The 11,801-nt window shown below is 74.3% G+C and carries 10 protein-coding genes; 5 read left to right on the top strand and 5 right to left on the bottom strand.

Annotated elements, in window-relative coordinates; all coding sequences use genetic code 11:
• Positions 1 to 797 (top strand): septum formation family protein (locus HLB15_RS12890; protein ID WP_171106171.1); only part of this gene is annotated, 797 nt, incomplete at its 5' end.
• On the opposite strand, the gene HLB15_RS12885 is transcribed toward HLB15_RS12890, so the two are convergent.
• Entirely contained in the window at positions 775 to 1,821 is a 1,047-nt protein-coding gene (locus HLB15_RS12885; protein WP_171106170.1) for an ArsR/SmtB family transcription factor, read from the bottom strand. The genes HLB15_RS12890 and HLB15_RS12885 overlap by 23 nt on opposite strands.
• 242 nt (positions 1,822 to 2,063) lie before the next feature.
• A complete protein-coding gene (clpB, locus tag HLB15_RS12880; RefSeq protein WP_171106169.1) occupies positions 2,064 to 4,673 on the bottom strand; it encodes an ATP-dependent chaperone ClpB in 2,610 nt (869 codons plus the stop codon).
• A gap of 130 nt (positions 4,674 to 4,803) precedes the next feature.
• Here clpB and cpt point away from each other — a divergent pair, with 130 nt between their 5' ends.
• The gene (cpt, locus tag HLB15_RS12875; RefSeq protein WP_171106168.1) at positions 4,804 to 5,352 is read left to right on the top strand and encodes a chloramphenicol phosphotransferase CPT; all 549 of its coding nucleotides are present in this window, start codon (positions 4,804 to 4,806) and stop codon (positions 5,350 to 5,352) included.
• Positions 5,345 to 6,145, top strand: a complete 801-nt coding sequence (locus tag HLB15_RS12870; protein WP_171106167.1) for a sulfite exporter TauE/SafE family protein — start codon at positions 5,345 to 5,347, stop codon at positions 6,143 to 6,145. The genes cpt and HLB15_RS12870 overlap by 8 nt, the downstream gene beginning before the upstream one ends.
• Positions 6,146 to 6,269: 124 nt before the next feature.
• Here the strand turns inward: HLB15_RS12870 and HLB15_RS12865 are convergent, their stop codons facing one another.
• Genes HLB15_RS12865 through HLB15_RS12855 form a run of 3 tightly spaced genes read right to left on the bottom strand, consistent with a single transcriptional unit; the run spans position 6,270 to position 10,209 of the window.
• A complete protein-coding gene (locus HLB15_RS12865; protein ID WP_171106166.1) occupies positions 6,270 to 7,709 on the bottom strand; it encodes a carboxyl transferase domain-containing protein in 1,440 nt (479 codons plus the stop codon).
• Positions 7,706 to 8,881 (bottom strand): CaiB/BaiF CoA transferase family protein, encoded by a 1,176-nt coding sequence (locus tag HLB15_RS12860; protein WP_171106165.1) that lies wholly within the window; start codon positions 8,879 to 8,881, stop codon positions 7,706 to 7,708. The genes HLB15_RS12865 and HLB15_RS12860 overlap by 4 nt, the downstream gene beginning before the upstream one ends.
• 5 nt (positions 8,882 to 8,886) lie before the next feature.
• Positions 8,887 to 10,209 carry an SLC13 family permease gene (locus tag HLB15_RS12855; RefSeq protein ID WP_171106164.1) on the bottom strand — a complete coding sequence of 441 codons (1,323 nt, stop codon included), beginning with the start codon at positions 10,207 to 10,209 and terminating at the stop codon, positions 8,887 to 8,889.
• Positions 10,210 to 10,315: 106 nt separating this feature from the next.
• On the opposite strand from HLB15_RS12855, the gene HLB15_RS12850 reads away from it, so the two are divergent.
• A complete protein-coding gene (locus HLB15_RS12850) occupies positions 10,316 to 11,029 on the top strand; it encodes a FadR/GntR family transcriptional regulator (RefSeq protein WP_171106163.1) in 714 nt (237 codons plus the stop codon).
• The gene (locus tag HLB15_RS12845) at positions 11,026 to 11,787 is read left to right on the top strand and encodes a sulfite exporter TauE/SafE family protein (protein ID WP_171106162.1); all 762 of its coding nucleotides are present in this window, start codon (positions 11,026 to 11,028) and stop codon (positions 11,785 to 11,787) included. The genes HLB15_RS12850 and HLB15_RS12845 overlap by 4 nt, the downstream gene beginning before the upstream one ends.
• Positions 11,788 to 11,801 lie beyond the last annotated feature (14 nt).

Here is an 11,801-nt window from a genome sequence, read left to right as displayed (position 1 = left end):
CCCCGGCGAGCAGCCCGGCCGAGACCTCGGCCGACTCCCCCACCCGTCCCGAGCCCGCCGCCGAGACCGAGCTCTTCGCCGCGCCGACGACGCACCTGCCGCCGGTCGTCGCGCCGCCGAGCCCGTTCCCGACGCCCGCGGTGCACCCGCAGCACCCGGGCGCACCCGGTGCGGCGCAGCAGCCGCCGTCGCCGTTCCCGGCGTCGCCCGGCCGCCCGGCGCGGGGCTTCCCGAACGTGCACGACTACGCGCCCGACACCACGTACGCGGGCTGGACCCCCGGCACGCCCACGGCCGAGGAGTCGGCGCGACGGCGCCGCTACGCGCTGCTCGGCGGCGCCGCGGTGGCCGTGGTCGCGGTGATCGCGGTGGTCGTCCTCGTCGCGAACATGGTGGGCAAGCGCCAGTGGGACCCGATCGAGGCGATGATCGCCGAGCCGCGCGAGGTGCACCCGCTGCAGCTCGTGCTCGGGTCGTGCGTCGAGAGCCTGCCCGAGGACGGCGAGGTCGCCGAGGTGGTCGCCGTGCCCTGCAACGAGGAGCACGGCGCCCAGGTCGTCGGACGCACCGACTTCGCGGCGGCCGCCGTGTGGCCGGGGCGCAACGAGGTCGACAAGCGGGTCGCGCAGGTGTGCGGCACGAAGCAGCTCGGGCCGGTCGCGCGCACCAGCCCCGTGGTGAACACCGTGCGCTACGTGGTGTGGGGGCCGAGCGAGGAGTCGTGGGGCGACGGCGACCGGGTCGGCCTGTGCCTCGCCGCGACGTCGGAACCGATCACGCAGGATCTCCTGCAGTGACCGCGTGCCGTGCCGGCTGCAGGAGAGCCGGCACGGTCGCGGGCCCGGAGGAACAGCCGTCGAGCAGCGTCCGGCCCAGCGGGGTCGGCGCGTGGATCACCGAGTTGCGCTCCCGGCCCGACGCGACGAGACCCGCGTTGCGCAGCACGGTGGCGTGCTCCGACGCCGACGCGGGCGAGATGGCGAGGCGCTGCGCGATCTCGGAGGTCGTCGCCCCCGTGCCCAGCGTGCGCAGGACGGCGGCCCGGGTGCGGCCCAGCAGCGCGGTGAGCGGACGGCCGCTGTCGGCCGCCGACTCGATCGGCCGCTCCGGCACGGCGTGCTCGTGCGCGATCGGGTAGATGAGCACCGGCGGCAGCTCGGGGTCGGCGACCGTGATCGGGGCGCGCTGGCAGAAGTACGACGGGATGACGACCAGCCCGCGGCCGGCGAGGTGCACGTCGCGCTCGGCGGCCGTCGCCACGGACAGGACGGGGTGCTCCCACCGCACCGAGGGGTGCAGGGTGCGCAGGGCGTTCTCGGTGCCGCCCTCGACCCAGGCGCGGGTCCGCGCGGCGCGGTCGAGGTCGACGGCCGCCCGGATGCTGCTCCAGTACGGGCCGATCGCCTGCTCGTAATAGGCCCGGACGGCCACGCCGAGCCCGCGCACGGCGGGGGCCGAGCCCGCCGCGAGGTCGCGCATCCACAGGTGCGGCCTGTGCCCGCGCGTCAGCAGGGACATGTCCGCGCTCAGCCTGGTCCTCGGGGTGGACAGCACGGCGTCGAGGCCGGTCTCGAAGTCGGCGGACCCGGTCATCGGCGTGAGAAAGTCGGGTGAGTACCCCCGCGGCGGCGCGAGGCGCAGCAGCATCCGGGCGGCCGGGTGCAGACCGGTCAGCACCCGCTCGCGCCACGTCGTGAACAGCGGCGTGCCGCCGCGCTGGTTCACCACGTGCGCGCTCAGCAGCACCTCCCACAGGGGGTCGGGGCCCGGTGCGATCCGTACCCGGGCAAGGTCGTCCGACGTGAAATGGAATCGCAGCATCAGGCCCTCCCAGCCGCCCGCCGATTCACCCGCACACAGAGGGACGCGACGGCGCTCCCGATCTGGTCGTCGAGAGCCAGACCTTCACAGGACCGTCACATCTCCGCGTCCCGCCCCCTGTGCCCCAGGATGGCAGCCGCACGCGCCACGCACATCGGCCGAGAAGCGTAGTCCGGTGTCCGTCGTTCGACGGACACCGGACCAGGAGGCCGGCCCCAGGGCCGGTGCGGCCGGGAGGGCCGTCAGGCCGGCACGGCCCGCCGCTCGAGGGCGAGCCCCTCGCCGTCGCCGCGGTCCACGACCACCTCGTCGCCGTCCGACACGTCGCCCGCGAGCAGCAGCCGCGCGAGGCGGTCGCCGATCTCGCGCTGCACCAGGCGGCGCAGCGGCCGGGCGCCGTACGCCGGGTCGAAGCCCTCCAGCGCGAGCCACTCGCGCGCTGCCGGGGTCACGTCGAGCGTGATCCGCCGGTCGCCGAGCCGCGCCGCGAACGCGTCGACCTGCAGGTCGACGATGCGGCCGAGCTCGTCGAGCGACAGCGCGTCGAAGACGACGACGTCGTCGAGCCGGTTGAGGAACTCCGGCTTGAACGCCTCGCGGACCGCCGTCATCACGGACTCGCGCCGCTCGGCGTCCGAGAGCGTCGGGTCCACGAGGAACTGCGAGCCGAGGTTGGACGTCAGCACGAGGATGGCGTTGCGGAAGTCGACGGTGCGGCCCTGGCCGTCCGTGAGCCGGCCGTCGTCGAGCACTTGGAGCAGGACGTCGAAGACCTCGGGGTGGGCCTTCTCCACCTCGTCCAGCAGCACCACCGAGTACGGCCTGCGACGCACGGCCTCGGTGAGCTGGCCGCCCTCCTCGTACCCGACGTACCCCGGAGGGGCGCCGACGAGCCGCGCCACGGAGTGCTTCTCGCCGTACTCGGACATGTCGATGCGCACCATGGCGCGCTCGTCGTCGAACAGGAAGTCCGCGAGCGCCTTGGCGAGCTCGGTCTTGCCGACGCCGGTGGGGCCGAGGAACAGGAACGAGCCCGTGGGCCGGTCGGGGTCGGAGACGCCGGCCCGGGTGCGGCGCACGGCGTCGGACACCGCGGCGACGGCGGCCTGCTGGCCGATGAGGCGCCGCCCGATGACCTCCTCCATGTGCAGCAGCTTCTCCGACTCGCCCTGGAGCAGGCGTCCGGCCGGGATGCCGGTCCACGCGGAGACCACCTCGGCGATCTCGTCGGCGCCGACCTTGTCGGCGATCATCGGCTGCTCGGGGGACGGCTGGCTGCCGCCCTCCGACTCGGCCCGCTCGGCGGCGGCGAGCTCCTTCTCGACGACGGGGATCTCGCCGTAGCGGATCCGCGCCGCGCCCTCGAGGTCGCCCTCGCGCAGCTTGCGCTCGGCGTCGGTGCGCAGCTCGTCGAGGCGGGCGCGCAGGTCGCCGACGCGGTTGTGGCCGGCCTTCTCGGACTCCCAGCGCGCGGTGAGCGCGGCGAGGACCTCGCGGCGGTCGGCCAGGTCGGCGCGCAGCCGCTCCAGGCGGTCCTTCGAGGCGGCGTCCTCCGACTCGGACAGGACGACCTCCTCCATCTCCAGGCGCGTGACGGCGCGCTGCAGCTCGTCGATCTCGACGGGCGAGGAGTCGAGCTCCATGCGCAGGCGCGAGGCGGCCTCGTCGACCAGGTCGATCGCCTTGTCGGGGAGCTGCCGGCCGGAGATGTACCGGTCGGAGAGGGTGGCGGCGGCTACGAGCGCGGAGTCGGCGATGGTCACCTTGTGGTGGGCCTCGTACCGCTCCTTGAGCCCGCGCAGGATGGCGACCGTGTCCTCGACCGACGGCTCGCCCACGAACACCTGCTGGAACCGGCGTTCGAGGGCCGGGTCCTTCTCGATGTGCTCGCGGTACTCGTCGAGCGTGGTGGCGCCGACGAGCCGCAGCTCGCCGCGAGCCAGCATGGGCTTGAGCATGTTGCCCGCGTCCATGGCACCCTCGCCGCCCGCCCCGGCACCGACGACGGTGTGCAGCTCGTCGATGAAGGTGACGACCTGGCCGTCGGAGGCGGTGATCTCCTCGAGCACGGCCTTGAGCCGCTCCTCGAACTCGCCGCGGTACTTCGCGCCCGCGACCATGCTCGCGAGGTCGAGCGCGACGAGGCGCTTGTCCTTGAGCGACTCGGGCACGTCACCGGCCACGATGCGCTGCGCGAGGCCCTCGACGACGGCGGTCTTGCCGACGCCGGGCTCGCCGATGAGCACCGGGTTGTTCTTGGTGCGCCGGGACAGCACCTGCACGACGCGCCGAATCTCGGAGTCGCGGCCGATCACCGGGTCGAGCCTGCCGTCGCGGGCGCGCTGCGTCAGGTCGGTGCCGTACTGCTCGAGCGCCTTGTACGTGCCCTCGGGGTTGGGGCTCGTGACGCGCCCCGAGCCGCGGACGGCGGGCAGCGCGGCGCGCAGGGCGTCGGCGGTCGCCCCGGCGTCGGCCAGGATCTGCGCGGCCGACGACTGGCCGGCGGCCAGCGCGACGAGCAGGTGCTCCGTGGAGACGTACTCGTCCCCCAGCCCCTGGGCCTCCTTGCCTGCGACGTCGAGCACCGCGGCGAACGCGCGGCTCGCGCTCGGCTGGGCGGTGCTGGCCCCGCTGGCCTGCGGCAGCGCGACGAGGGCCGCGCGCACACGCTGGCCGATGGACTGCGCGTTCGCCCCGACCGCGTCGAGCAGGCCGACGGCGACGCCGTTCTCCTGCCCGAGCAGCGCGCCGAGCAGGTGCACGGGCTCGAGCTGCGGGTTGCCTGCGGCCGACGCCGACTGGATCGCGTCGCCGAGCGCCTGCTGCGACATGGTCGTGAACTTGGTGTCCATGAAGCCTCCCGGGGCTGGTCAGGTGGTGGGGCAGAGGTCCATCGAGAAGAACCCGTGCAAAGTTGAGTCTATTCCACTCAACTTGGAATTCCACTCCGGCGCCCGCCACCGGCACCCGTACGGTGAGCGCATGAGCGTCCAGGTGATCGTGCTGAACGGCGGGTCGAGCTCGGGCAAGTCCACGCTCGCCCGCGCCCTGCAGGACGAGCTGCCGGAGGCCTGGCTGTCGCTGAGCGTCGACACGCTCGTCGACGCGATGCCCGCCCGGCTGACCGCCGGCGGCGACGGGATCGGCTTCGCCGACGACGGGGCGGTCGACGTCGGCCCCGACTTCACGGCGCTGCAGGACGCCTGGACCACCGGGCTGGTCGCCATGGCCCGTGCGGGCGCGCACCTCGTGGTCGACGACGTGTTCCTCGGCGGCACGGCCTCGCAGCGGCGCTGGCTCGACGCCCTCGGCGACGTGCCGACCCTCTGGGTGGGCGTCCGGTGCGCCCCGGAGGTCGCCGCCCGGCGCGAGGCCGAGCGGGGCGACCGCGTCGCGGGCATGGCCGCGCGGCAGGCCGAGGCCGTGCACCGGGGTGTCGGCTACGACCTCGAGGTGGACACCACGGGCACCGACCCGGCGGACGGCGCGCGGACCATCGCCGCGCACCTGAGATCATCGCGGGGTGACTGAGCAGACCGACGACTCCCTGACCCCACCGCGCGCCGTCCTCGTCGGCGTCGTCGGCGGGGCGTTCTCCGGGCTCTTCGGTCTCGGCGGCGGCATCGTCATGGTGCCGCTGCTCACCTCGCTCGGTGGCCTCACGCAGCGCCGGGCCGGCGCGTACTCGCTCGCGGCCATCCTGCCCGCGGCGATCGTCGGCTCGATCCCCTACCTCACGCACCAGGCGGTCGACCTGGTGGCGGCGGGTCTGCTCGTCGTCGGCTCGGTGGTCGGCGCCGTCGTGGGCGCCCGCCTGCTCGCCCGGGTGCCCGAGACGCTGCTGCGCTGGCTGTTCGTGGGCGTCCTCGTCGCCGGGATCGTGCGGTCGCTGCTCGACGGGTTCGGCGAGCCGCCGTCCGTGAACACGGCGGAGGGACTGCCCAGCCTGCTCGACGGCGTCGGCATGGTCGCCCTCGGTCTCGTCATGGGCGTCGCCTCGGGCCTGCTCGGCATCGGGGGCGGGCAGATCGCGGTGCCGGGGCTGTCCGCGCTGTTCGACTTCGCGCCCGCGCTCGCGAAGGGCACGTCGCTCGTGGCGATGATCCCCACCGCCGTCTCGGGCACCTGGGTGAACGCCCGCAACCGCCTCGTGCGCCTGCGCACCGCCGCGCTCATCGGCGTCGTCGCGTCGGTGTTCTCCTACGCCGGCGCGAGCCTCTCCGTGGTGCTGCCCGACCGCGCGGCCTCCGTCGCGTTCGCCGCGCTCCTCGTCTTCGCGCTGGTCCAGCAGGTCCGCAAGGCCCTGGAGAAGCGCACCCGCTGACCCGGCGCGGCGACGCCGCAGCCACTCGTCTTCGAACCCGACGTTGCTCGGCTTTGCGGGCCTCGAAAGCCGAGCAACGTCGGCTTCGAAGACGAGCGGGCGCGGTCAGGGACGGCGCCACCCCTCACCCCGGCGTACCGGCCGCGCCGGCCGCCGCCAGCACCGCCGCGCACTCCGCGGCCACCGCGACGGCGACGTCGCGCGCCGTGTCGTCGTCGCGCTCGGGCACGACGTGCTGCACGGCCCCCTCCGCGAGCAGGTCGACGGCGCGCACGTGCTGGGCCTCGGCCAGCTCGGCCGCGTGCGTCGTGTCGCCGTGCACGATGACGCTCGCGCCCTCGGGCGGCAGCGGCGAGAGCCACGCGTGCTCGGCCGCGAGGACGGTCTGCGCGGGCAGCAGCGCGAGCGCGCCCCCGCCACAGCCCTGGCCGAGGATCACGGACAGCGTCGGAACGGTCATGCGGGTCAGCTCCGCGATGCACCGCGCGATCTCGCCGGCCAGCGCGCCCTCCTCCGCCGCCCGGGAGAGCTCGGCGCCCGGCGTGTCGACGACGGCGACCAGCGGGAGCCGCAGCTCCTGGGCCAGCCCCATCGCGCGCCGGGCGACCCGCAGCGCCGCCGGCCCCATGGGCGCGGCAGCCGACTGCCGGGTCCGGTCCTGCCCCACGACCACGCACGGCTGCCCACCCAGCCGGGTGAGCGCGACCAGCATCGACTCGTCGCGCTCGCCCTCGTCCGTGCCCGACAGCCGCACGGTGCCCGACGCGCCGTAGCGCAGCAGGTCCCGGACCCCGACGCGGTCCTCGGCCCGGGTCCGCCGCACGGAGTCCCAGGCCGACGTCGTCCCGGACGGCTCGCCCCGGCGCCGCGGCAGGCCCGACGGCGCCGGCGGGTCGACGAGGACGGCGAGCGCCCGCTCGACGAGCGCGGGCAGGTGCTCGGGGGCGACCACGCCGTCGATCACGCCCTTGGCCGCGAGGTTCTCGGCGGACTGGACGCCGTCGGGCAGGGCGGTGCCGGTAAGCGCCTCCACGACGCGCGGGCCGAGGAACCCGATGAGTGCGCCCGGCTCGGCGACCGTGAGGTGGCCGAGCGAGCCCCACGAGGCGTACACGCCGCCGGTGGTGGGGTGGCGCAGGTAGACGAGGTAGGGCAGGCCGGCGTCGCGGTGCGCCATGACGGCCCGCGAGATCTCGACCATCTGCAGGAACGCGGGCGTGCCCTCCTGCATCCGCGTGCCGCCCGACGCCGTGGTGGCGAGGACGGGCAGGCGCTCGGCGGTGGCGCGGCGCACGGCCGCGGCGATCCGCTGCGCCGCGGCCCGGCCGATCGAGCCGCCGAGGAAGCGGAACTCGTTGGCGACGACCACGACGGGCCGCCCCCTGACCGTGCCACGGCCGGTGAGCACGGACTCGTCGGTGCCCGCCTTCTCGGCGGCCGCCGCCAGCACCGCGCGGTAGTCGTCCGGGTGACCCGAGGTGTCGACCGGCGCGTCCCACGACTCGAGGCTGCCCGCGTCGAGCACGAGGTCGAGCAGCTCGCGCGCGGTCCAGCGGCGGGTCACGGCGCGTCCTGGTCGAGCCAGGCCCTGATCCGCCCGGCGTGCTCGTCGAGCACGGGCGGGGCCTGGTGGTCGCGCCGCGTCACCTCGTCGCCCGACGGGTCGAAGAAGCGCAGCGGCGGGCCGGGCAGGGTCACGGTGCCGAGGCTGGTGTGCTCGACGTCGACGAGCAGGCCCTGGCTCGCTGTCTGCTCCCACGCGTACACCTCGTCGAGGGTGCGCACGCGCCCCGCCGGGACGCCGGCGTCGGAGAGCAGGGTGAGCAGGGCGTCGGCGTCGTGGGCCGCGAAGACCTCCTCGACGGTCGCGACGACCTGGTCGCGGTGGGCCACCCGCTCGGGGTTGGTCCGCATGCCCTCCGCGCCGGGGTCGAGCCCGAACGCCTGACAGAACCTCTGCCACAGCGCCTCGGATCCGACGGCGATCTGGACGGCGCCGTCACGGCAGCGGAACAGGCCGTACGGCGCGATCGAAGGGTGGTGGTTGCCCTGCGCGCGGCCCACCTCCCCCGCCACCGTCCACCGGGTGCCCTGGAAGGCGTGCACCCCGGTGACGGCGGCCAGCAGGGACGTGCGCACCACCTGGCCGCGCCCGGTGGTGTGGCGCTCGTGCAGCGCCGCGAGCACGCCGTACGCACCGTAGATGCCGGCGAGCAGGTCGCCGATCGGCACGCCGACGCGCTGCGGGTCGTCCGGACCGGACCCCGTGAGCGACATCAGACCGGCCTCGCCCTGGGCGATCTGGTCGTACCCCGCCCGGCCCCCCTCGGGCCCGTCGTGCCCGAAGCCCGTGATCGAGAGCACCACGAGCCGCGGGTTGCGCTCGAGCAGGGACTCGACGCCGAGGCCGAGCCGGTCGAGCACGCCGGGCCGGAAGTTCTCCACGAGCACGTCGGCGCGGTCGACGAGCTCCAGGAGGGTCGCGCGGTCGTCGTCGGCCTTGAGGTCGAGGGCGATCGACTCCTTGTTCCGGTTCGCGGACAGGAAGTAGGTCGACTCGCGCGCGCCCTCCTCACCCACGAAGGGGGGTCCCCAGCCGCGCGTGTCGTCGCCCCGGCCGGGCGCCTCCACCTTGACGACCCGGGCGCCGAGGTCGCCCAGCATCATCGTGGCGTGCGGGCCGGCGAGGGCCCGGGAGAGATCGACGACGACGACGCCGTCCAGGGGTCCGGTCATCGAGCTCACCAGCCCGGCAGGACGAGGATCGCCCACACCAGCAGCGGCCCGGCCAGGGTGACGATGACGGCGTAGCCGAGGATCTGCTTGTAGTAGGCCTGCTCGGAGATGGTGTCCGGGCGGTTGGCGAGCATGAGGGCTCCGTTCGTGGAGAAGGGGCTCACGTCCACGATCGTCGAGGAGACGGCGAGCGCAGCGGCCATGGCCCACGGGCTGACGCCGCCCGCCGCGATGAGCGGCACGGCGATGGGGATGATCACCGGCAGGAGCGCGGTGGAGGACGCGAACGCCGAGACGATGCCGCCGACGTAGCACAGGACGAGCGCGCCGATCGCGACGACGCCCAGGCCCGCGGCCCAGTTGCCGATGTACTCGGGCACGCCCGCCTCCGTGAGGATGAAGGCGTAGGTGCTGACGCCCGCGACGAGCAGCACGGTGGGCCACGCGATCTGCTTGACGGCGTCCTTGTGCTGCTTGGGCGACAGCATCGCGAGGACGACCGCGGCGGTGATCGAGACGAAGCCGATGTTCTGGTCGAACGCGAGGGCGGTGACGGCGACGCCCGCGAAGGCGAGGAGCGTGAGCACGTGGTCGCGGCGGACGCCGACGGCCTGCGTGGTGGTGGAGACGCCGACGCCCTGGCCGCGGACGGTGACCGACGCGCCGCCCACGTGCAGGTCGTCGGCCACATGCGACGACGCCTCGGCCGGGTCGACCCGCTCGTGCACGAGCCGGCGGCCGCCGAGGGCGAGGAACAGGATGACGGCCATCGCGACGTTGACGCCGAGCGACGCGAGGAACACGCCCATCGCGGTGCCCTCGTAGCCGACCTCGGACATCACCGAGTTGGTGATGGTGCCGTAGATGCTGATCGGGGAGAACCCGCCGCCCTGGGCGCCGTGCACGACGAACATGCCCATCATCAGCGGGTTGATCTTGTAGCGGCGCGCGAAGCCGAGCGCGACCGGGCCGATGATGGCGCAGGCGGCGGGGCTGGCGGCGCCGATCGCGGTGAGCACGGCCGTGACGGCGAACATCACCCAGGGGATGAGCGCGACGCGGCCGCCGACGGCCTGGACGGCTCTGGCCACGATGAGGTCGACCGTGCCGTTGTTCTTCGCGATCGAGAACAGGTACGTGACGCCGATGAGGGTGAGCACCAGGTCGGCACTGATGCCGCCCAGCACCTCCTTCTCCTCCATCTGCAGCGCGAACACGCCGACGAACCAGGCCGCCACGTACGCGAGCGCACCCATGTTGATCGGCAGCACCGTCCCGGCGACGAACAACGCGACGAGCGCGATGATCGCGATCCACTCAGGACCCATGACAACTCCTCTTCCCATCGCGGCGGACATCGTTGACCGGCGACACACGATGGATCAGTGGCCTAGCCAATAGTCCAGTGAGCCATCTGTCAAGTACCCTCAGGAGGTGACTCCTCAGGCTCCCTCCGACCTCCCGACGCCGCTCGCCCGCACCCGCCTCTACGAGCAGGTGGCCGAGCAGATCACCACCTGGATCCGCCAGAACGGCCTCAGCTCGGGCGACCGGCTGCCGCCCGAGCGCGAGCTGGCCGCACGGCTCGGGGTCAGTCGCGCCACGCTCAGCCAGGCCCTCGTCGCGCTCGAGGTGGTGGGCGTCGTGGTCGTGCGGCACGGCGACGGCACGGTGCTGACCGGGCGGCACAGCGAGAGCCGCATCGTCGAGGCCATCCGCGCCCACGCCGACCGGATCCCCGAGATCATCGACATCCGTGACGCGCTGGAGACCAAGATCGCCGCGCTCGCCGCACAGCGCCGCACCGACGAGGACCTCGCGGCGATCGACGCGGCGCTCGCCGCGATGGAGGAGGCGATCGAGCACGGGGACCGCGGCGTCGACGCCGACGAGCAGTTCCACGCCGCCGTCACCGCGGCGGCGCACTCGGACCTGCTGGCGCAGACGATGCGCGAGATCTCGAGCCTGATCCGCGAGACCCGCATCGAGTCGCTCTCGCAGCCCGGCCGCCCCCGCAACTCGCTCTCGGGCCACCGCACCATCGCCGAGGCGATCCGGGCCCGCGACCCCGAGGCCGCCGCCGCCGCGATGCACGCGCACGTCGAGATGGTCAGCGATGTCGCGCTGCTGCGGGGCGAGGAGCGGTGACCGGCTGGGAGGCGCTCGGCGTGCTCGGCGCCGGGGTCGGGGCCGGCGTCCTCACCTCGACGGTCGGGGTCGCGTCGCTGCTCAGCTTCCCGGTGCTGGTCGCCGTCGGGCTGCCACCCGTCGTCGCGAACGCGTCCAACACGGTGGGCCTGCTGGCCGGGTCGCTGAGCGGCTCCTTCGGGTACCGCGCCGAGCTGCGCGAGCACCCGCGCGCGACCCTGATCGTGCTCGTGACCTGCGGCGTCGGGTCGGTCGCCGGGGCCGTGCTGCTCCTCACGCTGCCGCCGGGGGTGTTCGAGACGGTCGTGCCGTGGCTGATCCTGCTCTCCTGCCTCCTGGTCGGGGCGCAGCCGTGGATCAGCCGGTGGCTGCGGCGCACCCGGAACGAGCCCGCGCGCCTGCGGCACGACCTGTCGCCCGCCACGGTCGTCTTCTCGGTGCTCACCGGCACCTACGGCGGCTACTTCGGCGCCGGGTCCGGCGTCATGATGGCGGCGGTGCTCGGCCTCGGCACGGACCTGCCCGTCCGCATCGTCAACGCGCTCAAGACGCTCGCCGTCATGGCGGCGAACGTCGTCGCGTCCGCGATCTTCGTGGTCGTGGCCGACCTGCACTGGGGTGCGATCGGCCTGCTCGCCGCCGGGTCGCTCGTGGGCGGCTACCTCGGCGCACGGATCGGCCGCAGGATGTCGCCCACCGTGTTCCGGGTGGTCGTCGTCGTGGTCGGCGTGACCGCCGCCGTGGTCATGCTGCTCTGAGAGCCCCCCTCCCC

The organism is Promicromonospora citrea, assembly GCF_013004695.1.
Classification (GTDB): domain Bacteria; phylum Actinomycetota; class Actinomycetes; order Actinomycetales; family Cellulomonadaceae; genus Promicromonospora; species Promicromonospora citrea.
Note: the sequence above shows the minus strand (reverse complement) of the source record. Positions and strands in the feature narration are given on the sequence as shown.

Bases quoted from the DNA above. Each gene is read 5' to 3' on its own strand.
- clpB (WP_171106169.1), bottom strand. From the start codon at position 4,673: ATGGACACCAAGTTCACGACCATGTCGCAGCAGGCGCTCGGCGACGCG.
- cpt (WP_171106168.1), top strand. From the start codon at position 4,804: ATGAGCGTCCAGGTGATCGTGCTGAACGGCGGGTCGAGCTCGGGCAAG.
- HLB15_RS12855 (WP_171106164.1), bottom strand. From the start codon at position 10,209: ATGGGTCCTGAGTGGATCGCGATCATCGCGCTCGTCGCGTTGTTCGTC.
- HLB15_RS12885 (WP_171106170.1), bottom strand. From the start codon at position 1,821: ATGCTGCGATTCCATTTCACGTCGGACGACCTTGCCCGGGTACGGATC.
- HLB15_RS12860 (WP_171106165.1), bottom strand. From the start codon at position 8,881: ATGACCGGACCCCTGGACGGCGTCGTCGTCGTCGATCTCTCCCGGGCC.